Here is a 24805-nt window from a genome sequence, read left to right as displayed (position 1 = left end):
GGTCATCCCTCCCCCGTCCTCTCATCAAAGGCAAGCTCCGGGGAGATATGGAACACACCTCTATGAGCTTATTACACGCTGTGCTTTTTGGCTACAAACACCGGGAAGGTCTCGGTGCCGTTGAGCTTTTTACCGGCGGTGATGTGGACGTTTTTATCAGTAACGACGTAGCTTACGTCACAGCCGCTTTCCACAACGGTATCCTGCATCAGGACGCAGTTGCGAACAACAGCACCCTTCTTGACCTGGCAGCCGCGGAACAGCACACAGTTCTCGACCGTGCCTTCAATTACGCAGCCGTCGGCCAGCAGACTGTTCTTCACAGCGCTGCCTTCCACATAGCGGGTGGGGTTATCGTCGCGAATTTTGGTGTAAATGGGGGCGGCATCAAACAGCTGCTCCATACTGTCGGGCTGCAGAAGGCGCATATTCTCGTCGAAGTAGCTCTTCATGTCAGAAACGCGGGAAGCATAGCCGTGGAACTCATAGCCCTGAACGTTCAGCAGCTTGAGGTTGCGGGCCAGGATGTCTCTTTCGAAATAGACAAGGCCGCGCACGGCAGCGTCGTGAATCAGGTGGATCAGGCTCTCACGCTCAATGACGTAGATGTTCATGGCCAGGTTCTGCTCGCCGCAGCGGTAGTCATTGGTCAAAATCTCGGTCACGCGGCCATTCTCATCCATGCGCAGGGTGTAGTTGTCGCTGCGGGCACCCTCAGGAATGGGGGCGCGGTTGTAGACCATGGTCACATCGGCACCGGAGGCAACGTGGGTATCCACCAGCTTGCCGAAGTCAAAGTTCATAGCCATGTAAGAGTCGGAAAGGACAACATAGCGCTCTTTCTGACCCTCCAGCCAGTCCAGGATGCTGTCCAGAGCATCCACACGGCCAGAGTACATCTTCACGCTGCGCTCAGCAAAGGGGGGCACAATGTTCAGGCCGCCGCGCTTGCGGGTCAGGTCCCATTCACGGCCGGCACCCAGATGATCCATCAGGGAGTGGTAGTTCTTACGCACGATGATGGAAATGTTGTCAATGCCGGAGTTGACCATGCCGGACAGGACAAAGTCGATCAGACGATAACGTCCGCCGAACGGGATAGAGGCCATAGCGCGCTCTGCCACCAGTTCGGGAACGAGGTTGTCATAGGTGTTTGCAAAAATGACGCCGAGAGCGTTGATGTTGTTATTTACCATTGTTCCTCACCATCCTTTACATCGCTGGAAACCATTGCCTTGGGGCCGACGGTAGCACCCTTGCCGATGCGCACGTCGGAGCCGACGGTGGCGACATCGCCGGGTTCGTCGATATTCAGGCCGCCTTCGGGCATGGCACCCACAGTGGCACCTTCTTCAATCGTGACGTTTTCGGCCACGATGCAATGTTTGACAGAGGCACCCGCCTTAATGACGGTGTTGCCCATGATAACAGCGGCCTCCACGGTGGCACCCTTTTCGACTACGACGCCGGGGAACAGGATGGAGTTGTTGACGGTACCGTTAACGCGGCAGCCCTCGGAAACCATCGAATTGACGATGGTGGCATCGTCACCGATACGCTGGCAGGGCTTACCGGTATTGCGGGAGTAGATCTTCCAGTTTTCATCAAACAGGTTGATACCGGAATGACCGGGGTCCAGAACTTCCATGTTGGCCTGCCACAGGCTGGAGATGGTGCCGACGTCCTTCCAATAGCCGCTGAAGTGATAGGCGTACATACGGCGGCCGTCACGCAGCAGGTTAGGAATGACGTTCTTGCCAAAATCATTCTCGGAGTTGGGGTCGGCCTCGTCCTCGGTCAGGTATTTCTTCAGGATATCCCAGTTGAAGATGTAGATACCCATGGATGCCAGGTTGGACTTCGGCTCCTTCGGCTTCTCCTGGAACTCACTGATCCTGTCGTTCTCGTCGGTGACCATCAGGCCGAAACGAGATGCCTCGCTCCATGGCACTTCCATTACGGCGACGGAGAATTCGGCGTTCTTTTCCTTATGGAAACGCAGGAAGTCAGAGTAATCCTGCTTGCAAATCTGGTCACCGGACAGAATGATGACATATTTCGGATCATAACGGTCGATAAAGGACAGGTTCTGGTAAATAGCGTTTGCCGTGCCCTTGTACCAGTCAGAGCCGGAGGCCTGCTGATACGGGGGCAGAACATGCACACCGCCGTGCAGACGGTCAAGGTCCCAAGGCTGGCCGTTGCCGATATACTCGTTCAATACGAGGGGCTGATACTGGGTCAGGATACCAACGGTATCAATGTCGGAGTTGACGCAGTTGGACAGCGGGAAGTCGATAATGCGATACTTTCCTCCAAAAGGAACTGCGGGCTTGGCGAGCTTTTGTGTCAGCGCATAAAGGCGCGAACCCTGGCCGCCTGCCAGAATCATTGCGATCATTTCTTTTGCCATAAGATTTCTCCCCTTAAATTTGCCGGCGTGAGCCGTTTAGTAACTATATCCACTCCGCACGGTCATTTGGCCGGCGTTTTGGCGGTTTTGGTGCGGCTGCGCTTGGGGGCAGCCTTGGCGGTGGTGATCTCTGCCTTTTTTGCGGCAGGTTTTTCGGTAGCTGCAGCCTTTTCGGCGCGGTGCTTACGGGCGGCAGGAACCTGGAAATACATGGTGGACATGGGCGGCAGCGTCAGAGAAATATGCTGCTCAAAGCCGTGCATCTCGCCCTTTTCGCTCTTGACAGAGCCGTTGGTGACACCGGAACCGCCGAAACGTACATCGTCGGAGTTCAGGATTTCTTTATAGGTACCTGCATTGGGCACACCCATCTTGTAATCCTTGCGCAGAACAGGGTTGAAGTTGCAGACCACCAACAGCATCTTGCCGGCGGCATCACGCCGCAGGAAGGCGATCACGCTCTGCTGGCTGTCATCGGGCACGATCCACTGGAACCCTTCCCAGCTGTAATCGACCTGCCACAGGGCGGGCGTGTCGCGGTAGAGGTGGTTCAGCGCGCGCACATAATCCAGCAGGGCCTTGTGCTTGTCGTAGCCCAGCAGCATCCAGTCAAGCTGCTTATTTTCGTCCCATTCAATGAACTGGCCGAAATCCTGGCCCATAAACAGCAGTTTCTTGCCGGGATGAGCCATCATGTAGCCAAAGAAGGTGCGCAGGTTTGCGAACTTTTCTTCGTAATCGCCGGGCATCTTGTTCAGCAGGCTGCACTTGCCGTGCACGACCTCATCGTGGCTGATCGGCAGCACGAAATTCTCGCTGAATGCGTAGAAGAAGCTGAACGTCACCTTGCTGTGGTTTCCTGCGCGGAACAGCGGGTCGGTTTTCATGTAGCTGAGCATATCGTTCATCCAGCCCATGTTCCACTTAAAGTTAAAGCCCAATCCCCCGTCAGCAGCCGGTTTGGTGACCAGAGGCCATGCGGTGGATTCCTCGGCAATCATCATCTTGTGGGGGAACTTGGTCAGGATAGCGGTGTTCAGCTTTTGCAGGAAGGCGATGGCCTCCAAGTTTTCCTTGCCGCCCTTGGCGTTCTGTTCCCACTCGCCGTCCTTGCGGTTGTAGTCCAGATAGAGCATACTGGCCACGGCGTCAACGCGCAGGCCGTCGATATGGTAGCGGTCGACCCAGAACATAGCGCTGGACATCAGGAAACTGGCAACCTCGTTCATGCCGTAGTTAAAGACCATCGTACCCCACTCTTTGTGCTCGCCGCGGCGGGGGTTGGGGTCCTCATAGCAGGGGGCGCCGTCAAACATGTACAGGCCGTAGCCGTCCTTGGGGAAGTGCGCAGGTACCCAGTCCAAAATGACACCGATACCGGCCTGGTGCAGCTTGTCCACCAGGGTCATGAAGTCCTTGGGGGTGCCGTAGCGGCTGGTCGGGGCAAAGTAGCCGGTGACCTGATAGCCCCAGCTGCCGTCAAAGGGATACTCGGTAATGGGCAGCAGCTCCACATGGGTGTAGCCCATATCCCTTATGTACGGGATCAATTCGTCGGCCAGTTCTGCATAGTTGTACGGGATCTGTTTTTCGGGATCCTTCATCTTCCAGCTGCCGACCTGCATCTCGTAGATGGACATCGGGCTGTTGATGGGATCTTTCTTGGCCTGTGCGGCGCTCCATGCGGCATCGCCCCAGGTGTAGTTTTCGATATCGTAGACCTTGCTGCCGTTGGAGGGGCGGGTCTCGGTATGGAAAGCGTAGGGGTCAGCCTTGTAGATAAGCTCATCGCCCTGCGTGGTAATGCAATATTTGTAGGTGTCAAATTCCTGAATGCCAGGAACGAACAGTTCCCAGATGCCGTCGGTCACGGTGTGAAGCGGATGCTCACCCGGCGTCCAGCTGTTAAATTCGCCCACCAGCGATACAGCCTTTGCGTGGGGGGCCCATACGCGGAACACTGCTCCGGGCTGGCCGTTTTCTTCACACAAATGCGCACCGAAATAGCGGTAAGCCTCCTGATTGTTGCCTTGCTTGAACAGGTAAATCGGCAAATCAGAGGGATTGGGCGTTTGGTTGCGTTGTTTCAACGTGATCTCCCCTTTTTGCAGCGGTATCGCAATAACACCGCTACTGATTTAACTAATTCTATATTACTCGTTTTGAACGGAAAATTCAAGGGATTTTTATAAAAAAACGCCAAAATATTCAAAGTTGATGTTTTTGATTTGTGTACTTTCGACAGAAAATAATTTTTTTCTTGTACTATTGTACAAAAATCCCCGCCCACGGTGTTTTTTACACCATAGGCGGGGTTTGTTTAATGTCAGGTTCCGTAGATATAATAGGGATTTTGGCCCGCATAAATGCTTCGGCGGTTCCAAATGGTATGGCTTGCCAGATAATCTGCCCAGGCACGATAGCCCGACGGGTTAAAATGCACACCGTCAGCGGTCTCGTACTCATCTTTTTGGCTGCCGTCGGTGAGGCTGTTCAGCGTTTCGCCGATATTCACAAAGTAGCAGCCCTTGCGCAGCGCCATATTGGCCAGCATATCATTGACGGTGGCAATGCGGGCGTTGTCCAGACCCGGCTTGGTATTGACGACATCTTCCTGCACGGCGGGAATGGACTGAATATAATAAATAACGCCCGGATCCAGGTTTTCACGCAGGATGTCGATCAGTCGTTCATAGTAGGCGATAAAGTTTTCCTCGCCGCCTTGGCGCACCAGATTGTTGGTGCCCACCAGCAGGTAGACGTAGTCCGGCTGACTTGCCGCAATGGCCTCAATGGGGGTTTCCTGCTCATTGGTAACGGCGTTCTTGACCTTGACATTGTTGACAAAGGTATCCACACCCGCGCTGATATAGGTGGCGTACTTGGCGTTCTGGTAGCCTGTGGCGTAGATGCCCAGACCGGAGGCAATGCTGTCCCCCACAAAAGTCACGGTGTTAAAGTAGTCTTTGGTCACGGTGCCCAGCATCGGCACGGCCGCCATACGGTGGTCTGTGCTGAAATAGCCGTCATCAATGGTCTGCGTCACCGGTGCGGCGGTATCCCAAACCGCTGTGTCCACGGCGGGCAGGATGCGGCGCGGCTCGACAGAGGCGGGTGCCGCCGTGGGCGTGGGAGTGGGCTGCGGGGTGGCTTCCGGCGTCGGAGACGGTTCAGCCGTAGATTCCGGCAGGGATTCCGACGAAGATTTCGGGGGCGTCGGTTCGCCTTGCTGCATATTCGTAGGATGGAAGTTATACCAACCTGCCGCAGCCAGCACAACCGTCAACACGATAACCAAAACGATCATCATGCGGCGTTTGCGGCGTCGACTTGCGACCTTATTGCGATAGGTATAAAAATCGGCCATGGTATCCCTCCCTAAGATGGATGCTCGTTTGTATGTTATTATACCCCAATTACCCGCAAATGGCAATAAGAACCGCAATCTTTTACAAATGCGGCATTTCCTTTGGATTTACTTGACGCGGCGGCAAATGTTCTCTATAATAAGATAAAGATGTATAAGGCAATACCGCGTGCCGATATGCCGTGCCGCAGCCGCCGGAGCGGTGCCAAACCGTTAAGCGGGTATTATGCGGTATTGCCATAATAGTGAAACGGAGGTTCCGATATATGGATTGGATGATCGTTGCGGACAGTTCCTGTGAAATACGCGAGCTAAAGAACCCCGCACCCGGCGTTTCCTTTGCCATTGTCCCCTTTAAGATCCGCGTGGGCGAGCGCGAGTATGTTGACCTGCCTACGCTGAACGTGCCGCAGATGCTGCAGGCGATGAACGAGTACAACGGTGCCAGCACCAGCGCATGCCCCAGCCCTGAGGAATGGGCCGAGTATTTTCTGCAGGCAGATCAGATATTCGCCTTTACCATCAGCAGCAATCTGTCCGGCAGCTACAACGCCGCGATGGCAGCCCGCGACATGGTATTGGAGGAACATCCCGACAAGAAGATTTTCATCCTGGATACCCTGAGCTGCAGCGGTGCCCTGGGCGACGGTGCCGAGCTTGCCAACAAGCTGATCGGTGAAGGCCAGAAGTTTGAGGATATCTGCTTTGCCCTGCAAAAATTTGCAGAGTCCACCCACATCCTGTTTGCACTGGCCAGCTTTGACAACCTGGTCAAGAACGGCCGCGTCAGCAAGGTGGTGGGTTTCATTGCCGGCAAGCTGAACATGCGCGTGCTGGGACGCCGCACGTCCGAGGGTAAGATCGACTTTTACTTCAAGACCCGCGGCGAAACCCGTGTGCTGGCGCGTATTCTGGAGCAAATGGATGAGGACCGCTACGACGGCGTGCATCCCGTTATGATCAGCGAGTGCGGCAACCAGACAGCCGCGCGTTTGCTGGAACATGGCATCCACACCAAATGGCCGGAGGCACCTGTACGCATCCTGCCCTGCTCCGGTCTGTGCAGCTTCTACGCACAGGATCAGGGTATTATCATCACCTACTAAGACAGGCAAAAGCAGCCCGCGAATTTTCGCGGGCTGCTTTTCTGTTAGTTCTCGGTTTTCTGTGCCTTGCGCTTCATACGCTCCAACTGCGCGGCGCGCTGCTTGAACCAACGCGCATCGGCAGCCTCGCTGACCGGTTCCACGCAGCGGGCAAAGCTCCAGTGCAGGCCGTCGCGGCGGCTCAGCTTGAAGCGCAGATACCAGGCGCTGCAATTCGGGCAGACGCAGCGTGTGTAGTACCCTGTGTTGCCGCGCTTGAGCCAGACCTCGTCGGGTGCCAGTACCTTGCCGCAGGTCGGGCAGGCTGCCTGTGCCAGTTCCGGCACATTGCGATAGTCATCGTGTTCCAGCCGGTACATGAAGGTCTGCACATCGGTTGCGCCCTCACTGCCGGAGAGAAGGGCCTCCTTGAGCATTTCCTCCTCGGTGGGGTAGGTTGCCAGCCCCTCGGCCAAGGGCAGCTTACGGCAGATTTTCACGGTGTACAGCGCATCGTCCAGCGCATTGTGGAAGGACTCCTCCTTGGGGATACCCAGACGATCGACCACGCTCTCCAGCGTAAGCCCCTCCCCTTCCCGGCGCGGGTAGCTTTGCAAAAACAGCCGCTGCAGGTCGTACCAGCCGTGCGGCCAGTTTTCGTCCAGACCGCACAGGAACAGGTTCTGCTTCAGCACGGGCACATCGTCCAGTCCCCACTCGATCAGCTCGGCGTCCTCCCCTGCCCAGTCCATAAAGCGCTGCAGCCCCTCACGGATGGGCAGACCGGCGTCCAAATCCCCCTGGGAAAGACCCGTGACCTTGGCAATGTGGTGCTGCAGCTTGCGGAAGATGTGGGGCTTCAGCGTTGCCTCGAAGGTATCCAGCACGTCACCGCGCTCGTTGATGCGCGCCGCACCGATCTGGATGATCTCGCCCCGCAGGGTCAGCTCGGTGCCGTGGTACAGAAATGTTTTGGGCTGATAGCCGATATTCCATTCCAGGTCAAAAACAATCAGATTCACCGTTTAGTTCTCCTCATGCAAGATGAATTTTTCCACAGCCAGACCCACGCCGTCGTGCTCGTTGTCTGCCGTGATATAGTCAGCCGCGGCCTTGACCTCCGGCTGGGCATTGCCCATGGCGACACCCAAACCGGCAAATTTCAGCATCGGCAGGTCGTTCCAGCCGTCGCCGCACGCCATAAGGTTTGCGGCGGTCAGCCCCTTGGCGCGCAGCAAAATTTGCAGCGAGGCAGATTTTTCGATACCAAGAGGCATTGTCTCGATAAAGAACGGCTGAGAACGATAAATCGACAACTTGCCGGCAAACTCCTGCTGCATCAGCTCCTCAACGTGGGGCATGTCGGCAGGGTCGCCCGTCAGCAGCAGCTTATTGATGGGGTAAGTTACCTCAGCGGGCAGGTTTTCGACCTTTCGCGCAGAAATTTTGCAGATGCGTGCCTCCTCCTGCACATAAGGGTTGTCAGGGTTTTCGGTAACGATGCCGTGGGCGTCGTAGGTCAGGGGTACGACATTCCAGTAGCGGCAGAAGGTGCACACCGGCTCGATGAGGTCCGGCGGAAAAGCATGCTGCACCAGCGTCTGCCCGGTTTGGCAGTCGATAATTTTGCCGCCGTTGTAGCTCAAAATGCAGCCGCCGAACTTGTCCAGATTCAGCTCGCGCGCCAACGGTTCAATGCCTACGGTGGGGCGGCCGCTGGCCAGAACGATACAGACACCGCGCTCGGCAGCCTTGCGCAGGGCCGCTTTGGTGCGGGGGGTAACGATTTTGTCGTGGTTGGTCAAGGTTCCGTCCAAGTCCAACGCCAGAACTTTATATTGCATGCTAGAATTCTCCCGACTGATTTCGATATTTTCCGATGTTTATTGTACCCCAAAATGCAGGGTTGCGCAACCTTTTTTGCGGATTTTGATAAGGCAATACCGCATAATTCTAAGTGCCGATACGGCGAGCGAGGTGCGGCAGCTGCTAAGCCAAAAGCGCAGGCAATACTTTGTGTATTGGCGAGCATTTTGGCAACGCAGATGCCGTGCCGCAGCCGTCGGAGCGGTGCTTAAACCGTTAGGCGGGAATTGTGCGGTGTTGCCATAACAAAAAAACAGGCGCACACCTTTCGGTGTGCGCCTGAATATTGCTGTTTTAGAGCAAGAAATTACTTCTCGATCTTGGAAACAACGCCGGAACCAACGGTGTGGCCGCCTTCACGGATAGCGAAACGCAGGCCCTCTTCCATGGCAACGGGGGTGATCAGCTCAACGTGCATATCAACGTTGTCGCCGGGCATGCACATCTCAGTGCCTTCGGGCAGGGTGATGATGCCGGTAACGTCGGTGGTACGGAAATAGAACTGAGGACGATAGTTGTTGAAGAACGGGGTATGACGGCCGCCTTCTTCCTTCTTCAGGACGTAGACGTGACCATCAAAAGTGGTGTGGGGATGAACGGAACCGGGCTTGCACAGGCACTGGCCACGCTCGATCTGATCGCGGTCAACACCACGCAGCAGGGCGCCGATGTTGTCGCCGGCCTGAGCGAACTCCAGGCTCTTGCGGAACATTTCCAGACCGGTGATGGTGGTGGTCATCTTCTCTTCCTTGATGCCGACGATTTCCATCTGATCGCCAACGTGGGCAGTACCACGCTCAACACGACCGGTGGCAACGGTGCCACGGCCGGAGATGGTCATAACGTCCTCAACGGGCATCAGGAAGGGCTTGTCAGCAGCGCGGTCGGGAGTGGGGATGTAGGTATCAACAGCATCCATCAGCTCCCAAATGCACTTGTACTCGGGGGCATTGGGATCAGTGCTGGTGCTCTCCAGAGCCTTCAGGGCAGAGCCACGGATGATGGGGGTGTTGTCGCCATCAAAGTCGTACTCGCTCAGCAGCTCACGGATCTCCATCTCAACCAGATCCAGCAGCTCTTCGTCGTCAACCATGTCGCACTTGTTCATGAAAACAACGATCTTGGGCACGCCAACCTGACGGGCCAGCAGGATGTGCTCGCGGGTCTGGGGCATGGGACCATCGGTAGCAGCAACGACCAGGATAGCGCCGTCCATCTGAGCAGCACCGGTGATCATGTTCTTGATGTAGTCGGCGTGACCCGGGCAGTCAACGTGAGCGTAGTGGCGCTTCTCGGTGTGGTACTCAACGTGAGCGGTGTTGATCGTGATGCCACGAGCCTTCTCTTCGGGAGCCTTGTCGATGCTGGAGTAATCCATAAAGTCGGCGTCGCCCTTCAGAGCCAGGGTCTTGGTGATGGCAGCGGTCAGGGTAGTCTTGCCATGGTCAACGTGACCAATGGTACCAATGTTGACGTGCTCCAAAGAGCGGTCAAATTTTTCCTTTTCAGCCATTGGAAGTGTCCTCCTTTAGTTAAAACATTTATATGTGCCTTGGATAAGGCTATCATACTAGATTTTGCGCAAAAAATCAAGTAAAACTTTTAATTAATTCTGCTTGCTGCGCTCGGTCATGATCTTGTCGGCAACACTCTTGGGAACCTGCTGATATTCATCAGGCTCCATGGAGTACTGGCCACGGCCCTGGGTCTTGGAACGCAGGTCGGTGGCATAGCCGAACATCTCAGACAGAGGAACCAAAGCGGTAACACGAGCAGTGCCACCCTCAGACTCCTGGTTGTTGATCTGACCACGGCGGCTGTTTAGGTCGCCGATAACGTTGCCCATGTACTCATCGGGCACGATAACGTTGACCTTCATGATAGGCTCCATAATGACGGGATCGCACTTCTTCATGGCCTCCTTGAAAGCCATAGAACCGGCGATGGAGAACGCCATTTCGGAGGAGTCGACTTCGTGGTAAGAACCATCCCACAGGGTGACCTTGACATCCACGACGGGGTAACCGGCGAGAACACCGGACTTCATAGCGCCCTGGATACCATTGTCAACAGCGGGGATATATTCCTTCGGGATAGCGCCGCCAACGACACCGTTGACGAACTCGTAACCCTTGCCGGGGTTGGGCTCAACCTTGATCTTGACGTGACCGTACTGGCCCTTACCACCAGACTGGCGGGCGTACTTGGTCTCCTGGTTGGCTTCCTTGCGAATGGTTTCGCGGTAAGCAACCTGGGGAGCACCGACATTGGCCTCGACCTTGAACTCGCGGAGCAGACGGTCCACGATGATCTCGAGGTGAAGCTCGCCCATGCCGGCGATGATGGTCTGGCCAGTCTCTTCATCGGTCCAGGTACGGAAGGTCGGGTCTTCTTCAGCGAGCTTTGCCAGAGCAATGCCCATCTTCTCAGAGCCAGCCTTGGTCTTGGGCTCGATGGCAACGCGGATAACGGGCTCGGGGAAGTTCATCGACTCGAGGATGATGGGATGCTTCTCGTCGCACAGAGTGTCACCGGTGGTGGTGTTCTTCAGGCCGACAGCAGCCGCGATATCGCCAGCGTAAACGGTGTCGATATCCTTACGGTTGTTGGCGTGCATCTGAAGGATACGGCCGATACGCTCGTTGTTATCCTTGACGGAGTTGTAAACGGTGGTGCCAGCATCCAGCGTACCGGAGTACACGCGGAAGAAGCAGAGCTTACCAACGTAGGGGTCAGTCATGATCTTGAAAGCCAGAGCTGCGAAAGGCTGGTCGTCGGAAGAGATACGATCCTCTTCCTCGCCGGTCTCGGGGTTGGTACCCTTGATGGCTTCAACGTCGGTAGGAGCCGGCATGTAGTCAACAATAGCATCCAACAGCTTCTGGACGCCGCGGTTCTTGTAAGAGGAGCCACAGACAACAGGAACGATCTCGTTGGAGATGGTAGCCTTGCGCAGAGCAGCCTTGATTTCTTCCTTGGTCAGCTCTTCGCCTTCCAGGTACTTCATCATCAGCTCTTCGTCGGTCTCGGCAACAGCCTCGACCAGCTTGTCATGGTACTCCTGAGCCTTCTCCTGCATATCCGCAGGAATCGGCTCAACGCGGACGTCATTGCCCATGTCATCATAGTAGATGTCAGCCTGCATATCGATCAGGTCGATAATACCCTTGAAGGTATCCTCCTGACCGACGGGCAGCTGGATGGGCACACCGTTGGCGTGCAGACGATCATGGAGCATCTGAACGCAGCGGTAGAAATCGGCACCCATGGTATCCATCTTGTTGACGTAAACCATGCGGGGAACCTTGTACTCGTCAGCCTGGCGCCAAACGGTCTCAGACTGCGGCTCAACACCGCCCTTAGCGGCCAGAACGGTAACAGAGCCGTCCAGAACGCGCAGGGAACGCTGAACCTCAACGGTGAAGTCAACGTGGCCCGGGGTGTCGATGATATTGATACGATGACGGTTCTTCTTGAAGAGAGCCGGATCGTGCTGGGTCTCGGTATGGCTCCAGTAGCAGGTGGTAGCAGCAGAAGTGATCGTGATGCCACGCTCCTGCTCCTGCTCCATCCAGTCCATCGTAGCAGCGCCGTCATGAACTTCACCGATCTTATGGTTAATACCGGTGTAGTACAGGATACGCTCGGTGGTGGTGGTCTTACCTGCGTCGATGTGGGCCATGATACCGATATTACGGGTCATTTGCAGAGATACATCTCTCGGTGTTGCCATGGCTTATACCTCCTCGACAGCGAATCAATAACGATAGTGGGCAAAAGCCTTGTTGGCCTCGGCCATCTTGTGGGTGTCCTCGCGCTTCTTGACAGAACCGCCGACACCGTTGGTGGCGTCGATGATCTCGGCAGCCAGGCGAGCAGACATGGTCTTCTCACCGCGGGCGCGGCTGTAAGCAGTCAGCCAGCGCAGACCGAGGGTCTCGCGGCGGGCAGGGCTGACTTCCAGGGGAACCTGGTAGTTAGCGCCGCCGACACGGCGGGTCTTGCACTCGAGGTTAGGCATGATGTTTTCCATAGCCTTCTCGAACATATCGAGAGGATCGTTGCCGGTCTTTTCCTTTACGATGTCAAATGCGTCGTAAACGATTTCCTGAGCAACACCTTTCTTGCCATCCAGCATGATGTAGTTGACCAGACGGGTGACAACTTTGGAATTGTAAATAGGATCGGCCAGAACTTCGCGTTTCGCGACATTACCTCTTCTGGGCATCTTTCTTCCCTCCTTCACATAGAATGATATCATCGGTACTCGAAAGTTAAGAAACTCCCGTTGTGCCACAAAAAAGGCATGGGCCTATTTTATGGCGAAAAGATGTTTCCTTACTTCTTGGCACCGGCCTTGGGGCGCTTCGCACCGTATTTGCTGCGAGCCTGGTTACGGTTCGCAACACCCTGGGTGTCCAGAGTACCGCGGATGATGTGGTAACGGACACCGGGCAGATCCTTGACACGACCGCCACGGATCAGAACAACGCTGTGCTCCTGCAGGTTATGGCCGATACCGGGAATGTAAGAGGTGACCTCGATACCATTCGTGAGGCGGACACGGGCAACTTTACGCAGAGCAGAGTTAGGCTTCTTGGGGGTCATGGTACGGACGGCAGTGCAAACACCACGCTTCTGGGGGCTGTTCAGGTTGGTGTACTGCTTCTTCTGGGAGTTGTAGCTCTTCTGAAGGGCAGGAGCAGTGCTCTTGTGGACCAGGACCTCACGACCTTTGCGCACGAGCTGGTTAAAAGTAGGCATTTCTTTTCTCCTTTCTTCACATATTCACGCTTGTTTCCGGGTTTGGTACGGCATTTTTGCCGCACTATCCCCTAACTCACGCAATGATTAGTTTACAGCATTTGACGCCGATTGTCAAGAGTATTGCCAAAAAAATATTGAAAAATTCGTACAAAACATAGAAATTTTTTCGCAGGGTCCTCCCCTGCCCTTTTTGCCGTGCTGTGCCCGCAAAAAAGCAAAAAGGAGCACGCTTTCGTGCGTGCTCCCCTGCCTGTTTTACAGTTTGGCCAACGTAGCCTCGGCGTCGTCCAGGATGCGCTCGAACTTTTCGAGGGCGGCATCCACCGGCGCGGAGGTGGCAAGGTCAACACCGGCGTGGCGCAGCTCGTCCAGCGGGTAGGCACTGCCGCCCATGGAGAGGAACTCCTTGTAGCGCTTGACGGCGGGCGCACCCTCCTTGAGAATGCCCTCAGACAGAGCCACAGCGGTGGAGTAGCCGGTCGCGTACTTGTAGACGTAGAACGGACGGTAGAAGTGCGGGATGCGCGCCCATTCGTACTGGATCTCATCGTCGATGACCATATCCTCGCCGAAGTAATCGGTGACAAGGCGCTTGTACAGGCTGTTGAGGGCAGCCGCGTTCAGGGCCTCGCCGCGCTCGACCATGGCGTGAGCCTCGCGCTCAAACTCGGCAAACATCGTCTGGCGGTAGACGGTACCCTTGAAGTTTTCAAGATACTGGTTCAGCAGATACAGGCGGGTCTGGGGGTCGTTCTCGTTTTGGAGCAGCTGCTCAATGAGCAGGTTCTCGTTGACGGTGGAGGCAACCTCGGCGACAAACAGTGTATAATCGGCGTACTGAGCAGGCTGTGCCTGACGGGAGCGCCAGCTGTGCATCGTGTGCCCCATCTCGTGCGCCAAGGTGGACACGCTGTCCAGCGTGCCGCTGAAATTCAGCAGAATATAGGGCTTGGAGTCATAGCAGCCACCGGAGTAGGCACCGCCGCGCTTGCCACGGTTGGGGTAAACGTCGATCCAGCGCTCGGCGTAAGCCTTGCGGACGGTCTCGGCGTAATCCTCGCCCAGGGGGGCAACGGCCTTCAGCACCATTTCCTGCGCAGTCTCGTAGGAATAGGTCTTGTTCAGGTCGCCGACCAGCGGAGCATACACGTCATAGAAATGCAGTTCGTCCACACCCAGCATCTTCTTGCGCAGGCGGACATAGCGGTGCATGGCAGGCATGTGCTTGCGCACGGTGGCGACCAGATTGTCGTAGACCTCGGCGGGAACATTCTCCCCTGCCATGGACATAGCGCGGGAGGATTCATAGTGGCGGGCGTTTGCCTCGGCCACGGCAGCCTTGACCGCACCCGCATAGGTGGCGGCAAAGGTGTTGATGTGCTGACGGTAGCCCTTGTAGAAGCTGCGGAAGGCGTTCTCGCGCAGAACGCGGTCGTTGGTCATCTGCAGAGGAACAAAGCCGGAGCCGGTAACCTCGACTTCCTCACCGGCGGCATTCTTGGCGGATTCAAACACCATATCGGCGTCGTCCAGGCTCTTGTATGCCTCGGAAGGCGCCTGCATGACCTCACCGAAGCTGGCCAGCAGTTTTTCCTCGGATTGACTCAGAGTGTGCGGTTTGCTGCGCAGCAGATCCTGCAGCAGGAACTTGTAGTCAGCCACAGCGGGGGCGTTGACCAGCGCGTTCAGCTGCTCTTCGGGCAGGCCGAGCAGTTCCGGCTGGAAGAAGGACAGCGCGGTGACCAGCTTGACGTATTTGCTGCTGATACGGGCATACATGCTCTGGGCATCCTCGGCGCGGGTATCCTCGTCGTGGCGCTGGGAGGCGTAGCAGTACAGACATTCCAGCTTGCGCTGCAGAGCGGTCTGGGCATCCAGATAGGCTTTCAGCGTGTCGGCATCGTGCAGCTTGCCCGCAAAAGCGGCCACAGCGTCAATGTCGGCATCCATCGCAGCAAAGGCAGTTTCCCACGCGGCATCATCGGCAAACATGGCCGACAGATCCCACTTGTAGCGGGCGTCCAGCTCGCTGCGTTCTTTCAAAACATTTTCGGACATGGAGTACCTCCTGTTATTTCGTGCAAGGCCGCACGGCGGTCTTGGCAGGATTCCTTTTATACTACCTTATTATATACCCGCGGTGAGTGTACGTCAACAGGCGACGACTGTGCGGCAGTATACAAAAAGGCTCCCGCCTTGCGGCGGGAGCCTTTGCAGGTTACAAATCAGTGGTCATAAGCGGCTTCGGCAGCGTCGCGCTCGATCTCTGCCTGTTCCAGTTCAGCTTCAACCTCCGGCAGACCGGTGCCTGCGGGAATCAGCTTACCGATGATGACGTTCTCCTTCAGACCGGCCAGCGGGTCGACCTTGCCCTTGATGGCGGCATCGGTCAGGACACGGGTGGTCTCCTGGAAGGATGCGGCAGACAGGAAGGAGTCGGTGGCCAAGCTGGACTTGGTGATGCCCAGCAGGATCTGGCTGGCGCGAATCGGCTTGAGGTCGGTTTCGCCGGCGTCGATGCGGGCCTGGATCTCCTCGTTCTTGATCATGACATCGCGGCGGTTGACCACGCTGCCTACGATAAAGTCGCTGGAGCCGGAATCCTCAATGCGGACCTTACGCATCATCTGGCGGACGATGATCTCGATATGCTTATCGTTGATATCAACGCCCTGCAGACGGTAAACCTTCTGAACTTCGCTGATCAGATAGTTTTGGGTGGCGACAGTACCCTGAACGGCCAGGATATCCTGCGGATAGGCATGGCCTTCGGTAAGCAGAGCACCCTTGGCGACCTCGTCGCCCTCCATGACCTTGAGACGCTGACCGAAGGGAATCAGGTAGCTCTTGGTGATGGGTGCGCCGTTCTCGTCCACGCCGTTGATCTCGGCATGGCGGGTCTTTTTGGTGTCGTCGATGTGCACGGTGCCGGCAATCTCGGACATGATGGCCATGGCCTTGGGACGGCGGCTCTCGAACAGCTCTTCAACACGGGGAAGACCCTGCGTGATATCTTCGGCCGATGCGATACCGCCGGTATGGAAGGTACGCATGGTCAGCTGGGTGCCGGGCTCACCGATGGACTCGGCGGCGATAACACCGACAGACTCACCCACGCGGACGCACTGGCCGTTGGACATGTTGGAACCGTAGCAGCGGGCGCAGACGCCGACGTGTGCACGGCAGGTCATGACGGAGCGGATCTCCAGCTCGGTGATGCCGGCGTTGGCGATTTTCTCGGCGTCGAACATATCCATCATCTTGTCCTTGCTGACCAGCAGCTCGCCGGTAGCGGGATCCATGACGTCATGCAGCGCATAACGGCCGTTCAGACGCTCCTTGAAGGATTCAACGACGGAGTTGCCTTCGCTGATCTCGCGGACCCAGATGCCCTCGGTGGCGTGGCAGTCCTCCTCGCGGATGATGGCCTCCTGAGAAACATCGACCAGACGGCGGGTCAGGTAGCCAGAGTCGGCGGTACGCAGAGCGGTATCGGCCAGACCCTTACGGGCGCCACGGGAGGAGATGAAGTATTCCAGAATGTTCAGACCTTCACGGTAGTTGGCGCGAATGGGCATTTCCAGCGTCTTACCGGCAGTGTTGGCCAGCAGACCGCGCATACCGGCCAGCTGCTTGATCTGGTCCATAGAACCACGGGCGCCGGAATCGGACATCATGTAGATGGGGTTGCGCTGGTGGTTCTTCTTCAGGTTGTTGCTCAAAGCCTCGGAAACTTCCTCGGTAGCCTGCTGCCAGATGGCAACGGTGCTGCGATAGCGCTCCTCGTCGGAGATAAGACCGCGGTTGAAGTTCTTCATGACCTTCTCGATCTTCTTATCGGCAGCGGCCAGAATTTCCGGCTTTTCCTCAGGCATAATGGCATCGGGAACAGCGACGGTGATAGCGGACAGCGTAGAGTATTTATAGCCCTGTGCCTTGATGGCGTCCAGCATCATGGCGCAGGTCTTGGTGCCGTGCTTGGTCAGGCAGCGGGAGATAATGTCAGGCAGACCCTTTTTGGTCAGCTTGTCGCTCTTGCCGCCGGATGCGATCTTCAGGGTGCGGGGGTTCATCTCGTAGTCGAACTTGGTGGCGGGATCGTTGCGATCCACATAGCCCAGATCCTGCGGGATGGGGGTGTTGAAGATGATCTGACCCATGGTGGTATCGACCAGAGCGCTCTCCTCTACCCCGTTGAAGGTCAGGGTGCGGCGCACCTTGATGGGAGCCTGCAGGGTGATAAGACCCTCGGAGTAGGCCATCATGGCCTCGGCCTCATCGCGGAAGATCTTGCCGTGACCCTTATCGTCGGGGTTGACGAGGGTCAGGTAGTAGCTGCCCAGGATCATATCCTGCGTGGGCACGGTGACGGGCTCGCCGTCAGAGGGCTTGAGCAGGTTGCCGGAAGCCAGCATCAGCATCTTGGCTTCGCGCTGAGCCTCGGTGGACAGGGGCAGGTGCACAGCCATCTGGTCGCCGTCGAAGTCGGCGTTGAAGGGGGTGCAGACCAGCGGGTGCAGCTTGATGGCACGGCCCTCGACCAGGACAGGCTCGAAGGCCTGAATGCCCAGACGGTGCAGCGTAGGTGCACGGTTCAGCAGTACGGGGTGGCCCTTGATGACGGTTTCCAGAGAGTCCCAGACCTCGGGACGGGCGCGCTCGACCATCTTGCGGGCAGATTTGATGTTGTTGGCCTTTTCCTTCTCGACCAGGTCCTTCATGACGAAGGGCTTGAACAGCTCCAGTGCCATCTCCTTGGGCAGACCGCACTGGTACATCTTCAGTTCGGGGCCGACAACGATAACGGAACGGCCGGAGTAGTCAACACGCTTGCCCAGCAGGTTCTGACGGAAACGTCCCTGCTTGCCCTTGAGCATGTCGGACAGGCTCTTGAGGGCGCGGTTGTTGGCGCCGGTGACGGGGCGGCCGCGGCGGCCGTTGTCGATCAGGGCGTCAACAGCCTCCTGCAGCATGCGCTTTTCGTTGCGCACGATGATATCGGGGGCACCCAGCTCCAGCAGACGCTTCAAACGGTTGTTGCGGTTGATCACGCGGCGGTACAGATCGTTCAGGTCGGAGGTGGCAAAGCGGCCGCCGTCCAGCTGCAGCAAGGGGCGCAGATCCGGCGGAATGACGGGGATGACCGTCATGATCATCCACTCGGGGCGCTGCTTGCTCTCGAGGAAGCTCTCGACACACTCAAGACGTTTCAGCAGACGGACACGCTTCTGACCGTTGGATTTTTCCAGCTCCTCACGCAGCTCGGTGCTGAGCTTTTCCAGGTCGATCTCGGCCAGCAGCTTCTGGATGGCTTCGGCACCCATACCGGCTTCAAACGTATCCTCGTACTTTTCGCGCATTTCTTTGTACTCGCGCTCGGTCAGAAGCTGCTTCTTTTCCAGCGGAGTAAAGCCGGGATCGGTCACGATGTAGTTGGCAAAGTACAGAACCTTGTCCAACTGACGGGGGCTGATGTCCAGCATCAGGCCGATACGGCTGGGGATGCCCTTAAAGTACCAGATGTGGGAAACGGGCGCGGCCAGTTCAATGTGGCCCATACGCTCGCGGCGCACCTTGGCACGGGTAACCTCAACGCCGCACTTGTCGCAGATCTTGCCCTTGTAGCGGATGCGCTTGTACTTGCCGCAGTGGCATTCCCAGTCCTTGGTAGGTCCGAAAATGCGCTCGCAGTACAGGCCGTCGCGCTCCGGCTTCAGGGTGCGGTAGTTGATGGTTTCGGGCTTGGTGACCTCGCCATAGCTCCAGGCACGGATTTGATCCGGGGAGGCAAGGCCGATCTTAATCGAATCGAATTCTTTATTTTCCATTCAGCGAACCCTCTCAAATTCAAGTATGACTTACGTTACAGTTCTAATTAGTCGTCGAAAGAATCCGACTCAATGGCGGCGAGATCGTCGGCGCTGGGCTCGTTATCCTCGTCCAGATCCTCATCAAAGCCGTCATCGGCATCCTTCACACTGTAATCGTCCTGCAGCTCGCTCTCAACCATAACATTGTCGCCAATATCGTAGTCGCTGTTCTCAAAGCTGCTGTCGTCATCGTCAAATTCCTGACGCATATCCACAGCGTTGCCTTCCTTATCCTGCACAACGATATCCAGACCCAGGCTCTGCAGTTCCTTGAGCATAACGCGGAAACTCTCGGGGATACCGGGGCGCGGGATGTCCTCGCCCTTGACGATGGCTTCGTAAGTCTTGACACGGCCCACGACGTCGTCGGACTTGATGGTCAGGATCTCCTGCAGGGTGTAAGCGGCGCCGTAAGCTTCCAGCGCCCAGACTTCCATCTCGCCGAAACGCTGGCCGCCGAACTGCGCCTTGCCGCCCAGAGGCTGCTGGGTGACCATGGAGTAGGGACCGGTGGAACGGGCATGGATCTTATCGTCGACCAGGTGATGCAGCTTGAGGTAGTACATGTAGCCTACCGTGACCTTGTTGGGGAACTGCTCACCGGTACGGCCGTCATAGACGGTGGTCTTGCCGTCGTCGGTCAAATCGATCTTGGAGAAGTCGATGATATGACCCTTCTCGCCCATCAGACGCGGCAAAGCGGTGGGATATTCGGGCGCATTCTCGCCGTGCCAGTTCTCGCGGGCCTGGGCAAAGCAATCGCGCAGGTCGGATTCGTGGGCACCGTCAAAGACGGGGGTCTGGACCTTCCAGCCCAGAGCCTTGGCAACATAGCCCAGGTTGACTTCCAGAACCTGACCGATGTTCATACGGGAGGGAACGCCCAGGGGGTTCAGAACGATGTCCAGCGGGGTGCCGTCGGGCAGGAAAGGCATATCCTCCTGCGGCAGGATGCGGGAAACAACGCCCTTGTTGCCGTGACGGCCGGCCATCTTATCGCCGACGCTGATCTTGCGCTTCTGGGCGATGTAGCAGCGCACGCACATGCGCACACCGGGCTGCAGCTCGTCGCTGTTTTCGGGGGTGAACACCTTGATGTCCACAACGATACCGTAGGCACCGTGGGGCACACGCAGAGAGGTGTCGCGGACTTCGCGGGCCTTCTCACCGAAGATGGCGCGCAGCAGGCGCTCCTCGGCGGTCAGCTCGGTCTCGCCCTTCGGGGTGACCTTGCCGACCAGGATATCGCCGGTCTTGACCTCGGCACCAATGCGGATAATGCCGCGGTCGTCCAGGTCCTTCAGGGCCTCGTCGCCGACGTTAGGGATATCGCGGGTGATTTCCTCAGGTCCCAGCTTGGTGTCGCGGGCCTCGGTCTCATACTCCTCAATATGAATGGAGGTGTAGACGTCCTCACGCACCAGCTTTTCGTTCAGCAGAACGGCGTCCTCGTAGTTGTAGCCTTCCCAGGTCATAAAGCCGACCAGAGCGTTCTTGCCCAGGCTGATCTCGCCGTTCTTGGTGGCGGGACCGTCAGCCAGTACATCGCCTTCCTTGACGGTGTCGCCCACCTCGACGATGGGACGCTGGTTGTTGCAGTTGCCCTGGTTGGAACGCATGAACTTGATCATCTCGTAGGTGTCGGCGGAGCCGTCCTCACAGCGGACGATGATCTTTTCGGCGTCGACGTACTCAACGGTACCGGGGCGTGCTGCCAGGATGCAGACGCCGGAGTCGGTAGCGGCCTTGTACTCCATGCCGGTGGCGACGATGGGCTGCTGGGTGACCATAAGAGGCACAGCCTGACGCTGCATGTTGGAACCCATCAGGGCACGGTTACAGTCGTCGTTCTCCAGGAACGGGATGCAGGCGGTAGCTACAGAGACCATCATACGGGGAGAAACGTCCATGTAATCGACCTGAGATGCGTCGAATTCCTGAATGTCGTTGCGATGACGGCCGGAAACGCGGGGACGGACAAAGCGGTTGTTCTCGTCCAGAGGTTCGTTGGCCTGCGCGACGATGTATTCGTCCTCGACATCGGCGGTCATGTAGACGACCTCATCGGTGACAACGCCGGTCTCCTTGTCGACCTTGCGGTAAGGTGCCTCAACAAAGCCGTACTTGTTGATCTTGGCATAGGTAGCCAGGTAGGAAATCAGGCCGATGTTGGGACCTTCGGGGGTCTCAATGGGGCACAGACGGCCGTAGTGGGTGTAGTGAACGTCACGGACTTCGAAGCCTGCGCGGTCACGGGACAGACCGCCGGGGCCCAGGGCGGACAGACGACGCTTGTGGGTCAGCTCGGCCAGAGGGTTGTTCTGGTCCATGAACTGAGACAGCGGGCTGGAACCGATGAACTCCTTGATGGCGGCGACGACGGGGCGGATGTTGACGAGGCTCTGCGGGGTCATCTCACCGTTTTCCTGATTTTGCAGGGTCATGCGCTCGCGGATGACACGCTCCATGCGGGAGAAACCGATGCGGAACTGGTTCTGCAGCAGCTCACCGACGCTGCGCACACGACGGTTGCCCAGATGGTCGATTTCGTCGGTGACGCCGATGCCGTGGTCAAGGCCCAGCAGGTAGTTGATGGAGGCAAAGATATCGTCTACGGTGACGGTGCGGCTGATCAGAATGTCATGGTTCTGACGCAGCAGTTCCTTCTGTTCCTCAGGGTCGGAGGTGGCGTCGAGGATCTTGCGGATCTCGGCAAAGTTGGCGCGCTCGTTGATGCCGGCCTCGGCCTCAACGTCAAAGCTGAAGAAGGGCTGGGCATTGACATAGCCGTTGGAAATGACGATGAAGGGATGCGGCTCCTCGCCCTTTTTCTCGACCAGGATCAGAACGCGGGTAACACCGGCAGCGTCGATCTCATTGGCCTTTTCGATGTTGATCTTCTCGCCCTTGGCGGCCAGCAGCTCGCCGGTCAGGGGGGCGATGATGTCCTCGGCAGCCTTGTAGCCGGCAATGCGGCGGGCCAGGCCGAGCTTGTTGTTCATCTTATAGCGGCCGAAACGAGCCAGGTCGTAGCGGCGGGCATCGAAGAACAGCGAGTCGAGGTGAGCACGGGAGTTTTCGACCGTCGGAGGCTCGCCGGGGCGCAGCTTGCGGTAAACCTCCAGCAGGCCTTCCTCGGTATTGTGGGTGATGTCCTTCTCGAGAGAAGCGTTGATCTTAGGCTCGGAATCGCCGAAGAACTGCTTGATCTGCTCGTCGGTGGAAAGACCCAAGGCGCGAATCAGGGTGGTGACAGGCAGCTTGCGGTTTTTATCGATACGGACATAGAAAACGTCCTGGGAATCGGTCTCGTACTCCAGCCATGCGCCGCGGTTGGGGTTCATGGTGGCGGTGAACAGATCCTTGCCGGTACGGTCCTTGCTGGAGCCGTAGAACACGCCGGGAGAACGCACCAACTGGGAAACGATGGCACGCTCGGCACCGTTGGAGATAAAGGTACCGGAATCGGTCATGAGGGGAAAGTCACCCATGAAGATTTCCTGCTCCTTGACCTCGCCGGTCTGCTTGTTCAGCAGGCGGGCGGTAACGTACAGAGGTGCCGCGTATGTGGCATCCCGTTCTTTACACTCTTTAATGGTATACTTGGGGTTTTTGTCCAGACGGTAGTCGATGAATTCCAGAACCAGATTGCCGGTATAGTCCTCAATAGCGGCAATATCGTGGAATACTTCGTGCAGACCCTCCTGCAGGAACCAGTTGTACGAGTTCTTCTGAATCTCGATCAGATTGGGCATACCGATCACTTCGTTGATTCGGGAGAAGCTCATGCGGGTCGTTCTGCCGTTTTGTACGGGCTTGACCTTTACCATAAAACGCGACCACTCCTATTCCGTAAGTTTTTTGGTGTAGAGAATTGGCGAAAGCGCTCCAAAGAAACCGCAGTAAAACGGGATATATTCGGCGTTTTTCACAAACTTTTGAATTTTGCCGTTTTTGTGAAATCCCTTTAGGGCGCTCTATTCCATTTTTTTGATACTGTACCAGTATACACGGGAAAAGGCTTGCTGTCAAGCCTTTTTCAAGGTTTTTGACAAGTTTTTTACTTGCCATTAAACGCCCGGCAGCGTGTAGCTTATTTTCGGCAAATTGACGATTTTGCCCTGTTTTGCGTTACTTGACAAATTCTTAAACGGTATTCTTGTGCGATGTTTTGGGCATTTTATACAAGGTGCACGGCAACATTTCGGTGATGTTGGCACTTGACAAAACGCGGCAAACGGTGCAAAAAGGGCTGCACCCTGTGCGGGTGCAGCCCTTAGACTAGCTTTTTATCAATCCAGGAAATCGCGCAGTTTGCGGCTGCGGCTGGGGTGGCGGAGCTTGCGCAGCGCCTTGGCCTCGATCTGGCGAATACGTTCACGGGTGACGTTGAACTCCTTGCCGACCTCCTCCAGGGTGCGGGGGCGTCCGTCCTCCAAACCAAAGCGCAGGCGCAGGACCTTTTCCTCACGCGGGGTCAGGGTCTTGAGCACATCGGCCAGCTGCTCCTTCAGCAAGGTCTGGCTGGCAGCCTCGGCAGGGATGGGGGCGTCATCGTCGGGGATGAAGTCACCCAGGTGGCTGTCCTCCTCCTCACCGATGGGGGTTTCCAGGCTGACGGGTTCCTGGGCTACGCGCATGATCTCGCGCACCTTGTCCACGGGCATTTCCAGACGCTCGGCAATTTCCTCGGCGCTGGGGTCGTGACCCATCTCATGCAGCAGCTGGCTGGAAACCTTCTTGACCTTGTTGATGGTCTCGACCATATGCACGGGGATGCGGATGGTGCGCGCCTGGTCGGCGATGGCGCGGGTGATGGCCTGACGGATCCACCAGGTGGCGTAGGTAGAGAACTTAAAGCCCTTGGTGTGGTCGAACTTTTCGACCGCCTTGATAAGACCCAGGTTGCCCTCCTGAATCAGGTCAAGGAACTGCATGCCGCGGCCCACATAGCGCTTGGCGATGGAAACGACCAGACGCAGGTTGGCCTCGCTCAGGCGCTGCTTGGCCTTTTCGCCATCGGGGCCGCCGGCCTGAATTTTCAGCGCCAGATCAATTTCCTCCTCAGGGCTGAGCAGCGGCACGCGGCCGATTTCCTTCAGGTAGACCTTAACGGGGTCATCGATGGCGATGCCGTCGGTGTTCAGGGCGTCGTCAAATTCCTCGCCGCCTTCCTCGTGCAGCAGTCCGGCATCGGCGGGGTCGATGGGGTCGTCATCCACGACCTCAATGCCGTTGCTTTCCAGCTCCTCGTAGAGCTTTTCCATGGCTTCCACGTCCAGAACGTGGCCGCTTTCCTCCATGGCGTCGCCGATTTCGGTGTTGGTCAGCTTACCGGCACGGCGGCCGGTCTCGATCAGGCTGCGGACGGGATCTTTCTTTTCTGCCATAAGTAGATTCTCCTTTGGTTTTATATATACGGTACGCAAAATATCGC

General features: G+C 56.9%; 15 protein-coding genes. 1 reads left to right on the top strand and 14 read right to left on the bottom strand.

Annotated elements, in window-relative coordinates:
- Positions 1-71: 71 nt before the first annotated feature.
- The 4 genes from glgD to Q0I19_RS03070 all read right to left on the bottom strand — a co-directional run bounded on the left by glgD (position 72) and on the right by Q0I19_RS03070 (position 5780).
- Positions 72-1196 (bottom strand): glucose-1-phosphate adenylyltransferase subunit GlgD, encoded by a 1125-nt coding sequence (glgD, locus tag Q0I19_RS03085; RefSeq protein WP_294758001.1) that lies wholly within the window; start codon positions 1194-1196, stop codon positions 72-74.
- Entirely contained in the window at positions 1190-2413 is a 1224-nt protein-coding gene (locus tag Q0I19_RS03080; RefSeq protein ID WP_294758002.1) for a glucose-1-phosphate adenylyltransferase, read from the bottom strand. The genes glgD and Q0I19_RS03080 overlap by 7 nt, the downstream gene beginning before the upstream one ends.
- Positions 2414-2475: 62 nt before the next feature.
- Positions 2476-4503, bottom strand: a complete 2028-nt coding sequence (gene glgB, locus Q0I19_RS03075) for a 1,4-alpha-glucan branching protein GlgB (RefSeq protein ID WP_294758003.1) — start codon at positions 4501-4503, stop codon at positions 2476-2478.
- Positions 4504-4739: 236 nt separating this feature from the next.
- Positions 4740-5780, bottom strand: a complete 1041-nt coding sequence (locus tag Q0I19_RS03070; protein WP_294758005.1) for a GDSL-type esterase/lipase family protein — start codon at positions 5778-5780, stop codon at positions 4740-4742.
- A 266-nt stretch (positions 5781-6046) separates the two neighbouring features.
- Here Q0I19_RS03070 and Q0I19_RS03065 point away from each other — a divergent pair, with 266 nt between their 5' ends.
- A complete protein-coding gene (locus Q0I19_RS03065) occupies positions 6047-6886 on the top strand; it encodes a DegV family protein (protein WP_294758006.1) in 840 nt (279 codons plus the stop codon).
- A 44-nt stretch (positions 6887-6930) separates the two neighbouring features.
- Here the strand turns inward: Q0I19_RS03065 and Q0I19_RS03060 are convergent, their stop codons facing one another.
- The 10 genes from Q0I19_RS03060 to rpoD all read right to left on the bottom strand — a co-directional run bounded on the left by Q0I19_RS03060 (position 6931) and on the right by rpoD (position 24758).
- Positions 6931-7887, bottom strand: coding sequence for a 3'-5' exonuclease (locus Q0I19_RS03060; protein ID WP_294758007.1), 957 nt, complete (start codon positions 7885-7887; stop codon positions 6931-6933).
- A 3-nt stretch (positions 7888-7890) separates the two neighbouring features.
- Positions 7891-8709: a Cof-type HAD-IIB family hydrolase gene (locus tag Q0I19_RS03055; RefSeq protein ID WP_294758009.1), complete on the bottom strand. Its 819-nt coding sequence runs from the start codon at positions 8707-8709 to the stop codon at positions 7891-7893.
- Positions 8710-9038: 329 nt separating this feature from the next.
- Positions 9039-10244 carry an elongation factor Tu gene (tuf, locus tag Q0I19_RS03050; protein ID WP_294758010.1) on the bottom strand — a complete coding sequence of 402 codons (1206 nt, stop codon included), beginning with the start codon at positions 10242-10244 and terminating at the stop codon, positions 9039-9041.
- A 93-nt stretch (positions 10245-10337) separates the two neighbouring features.
- On the bottom strand, positions 10338-12464 hold the full coding sequence (gene fusA / locus Q0I19_RS03045) for an elongation factor G (protein WP_294758012.1): 2127 nt from the start codon (positions 12462-12464) through the stop codon (positions 10338-10340).
- Positions 12465-12488: 24 nt separating this feature from the next.
- On the bottom strand, positions 12489-12959 hold the full coding sequence (gene rpsG / locus Q0I19_RS03040; RefSeq protein WP_294758014.1) for a 30S ribosomal protein S7: 471 nt from the start codon (positions 12957-12959) through the stop codon (positions 12489-12491).
- A gap of 110 nt (positions 12960-13069) precedes the next feature.
- On the bottom strand, positions 13070-13495 hold the full coding sequence (rpsL, locus tag Q0I19_RS03035) for a 30S ribosomal protein S12 (protein WP_294758016.1): 426 nt from the start codon (positions 13493-13495) through the stop codon (positions 13070-13072).
- Between the two features lie 258 nt (positions 13496-13753).
- Positions 13754-15556: an oligoendopeptidase F gene (gene pepF, locus Q0I19_RS03030; protein WP_294758017.1), complete on the bottom strand. Its 1803-nt coding sequence runs from the start codon at positions 15554-15556 to the stop codon at positions 13754-13756.
- 167 nt (positions 15557-15723) lie between these two features.
- Complete coding sequence (gene rpoC / locus Q0I19_RS03025) at positions 15724-19326, bottom strand: DNA-directed RNA polymerase subunit beta' (protein WP_294758019.1); 3603 nt, start codon at positions 19324-19326, stop codon at positions 15724-15726.
- Positions 19327-19373: 47 nt separating this feature from the next.
- Positions 19374-23198: a DNA-directed RNA polymerase subunit beta gene (locus tag Q0I19_RS03020; RefSeq protein WP_294758020.1), complete on the bottom strand. Its 3825-nt coding sequence runs from the start codon at positions 23196-23198 to the stop codon at positions 19374-19376.
- A 462-nt stretch (positions 23199-23660) separates the two neighbouring features.
- Positions 23661-24758 (bottom strand): RNA polymerase sigma factor RpoD, encoded by a 1098-nt coding sequence (rpoD, locus tag Q0I19_RS03015; protein WP_294758022.1) that lies wholly within the window; start codon positions 24756-24758, stop codon positions 23661-23663.
- Positions 24759-24805 lie beyond the last annotated feature (47 nt).

Source organism: uncultured Gemmiger sp., assembly GCF_934561205.1.
Classification (GTDB): Bacteria; Bacillota; Clostridia; order Oscillospirales; family Ruminococcaceae; genus Gemmiger.
This window is presented reverse-complemented; position numbering and strand designations above follow the sequence as displayed.

What these genes read in the sequence shown, in the direction of transcription:
- glgD (WP_294758001.1), bottom strand. Translation starts at nt 1,196, where the DNA reads ATGGTAAATAACAACATCAACGCTCTCGGCGTCATTTTTGCAAACACC.
- Q0I19_RS03080 (WP_294758002.1), bottom strand. Translation starts at nt 2,413, where the DNA reads ATGGCAAAAGAAATGATCGCAATGATTCTGGCAGGCGGCCAGGGTTCG.
- Q0I19_RS03070 (WP_294758005.1), bottom strand. Translation starts at nt 5,780, where the DNA reads ATGGCCGATTTTTATACCTATCGCAATAAGGTCGCAAGTCGACGCCGC.
- Q0I19_RS03065 (WP_294758006.1), top strand. Translation starts at nt 6,047, where the DNA reads ATGGATTGGATGATCGTTGCGGACAGTTCCTGTGAAATACGCGAGCTA.
- Q0I19_RS03055 (WP_294758009.1), bottom strand. Translation starts at nt 8,709, where the DNA reads ATGCAATATAAAGTTCTGGCGTTGGACTTGGACGGAACCTTGACCAAC.
- tuf (WP_294758010.1), bottom strand. Translation starts at nt 10,244, where the DNA reads ATGGCTGAAAAGGAAAAATTTGACCGCTCTTTGGAGCACGTCAACATT.
- fusA (WP_294758012.1), bottom strand. Translation starts at nt 12,464, where the DNA reads ATGGCAACACCGAGAGATGTATCTCTGCAAATGACCCGTAATATCGGT.
- rpsG (WP_294758014.1), bottom strand. Translation starts at nt 12,959, where the DNA reads ATGCCCAGAAGAGGTAATGTCGCGAAACGCGAAGTTCTGGCCGATCCT.
- rpsL (WP_294758016.1), bottom strand. Translation starts at nt 13,495, where the DNA reads ATGCCTACTTTTAACCAGCTCGTGCGCAAAGGTCGTGAGGTCCTGGTC.
- pepF (WP_294758017.1), bottom strand. Translation starts at nt 15,556, where the DNA reads ATGTCCGAAAATGTTTTGAAAGAACGCAGCGAGCTGGACGCCCGCTAC.
- rpoC (WP_294758019.1), bottom strand. Translation starts at nt 19,326, where the DNA reads ATGGAAAATAAAGAATTCGATTCGATTAAGATCGGCCTTGCCTCCCCG.
- Q0I19_RS03020 (WP_294758020.1), bottom strand. Translation starts at nt 23,198, where the DNA reads ATGGTAAAGGTCAAGCCCGTACAAAACGGCAGAACGACCCGCATGAGC.
- rpoD (WP_294758022.1), bottom strand. Translation starts at nt 24,758, where the DNA reads ATGGCAGAAAAGAAAGATCCCGTCCGCAGCCTGATCGAGACCGGCCGC.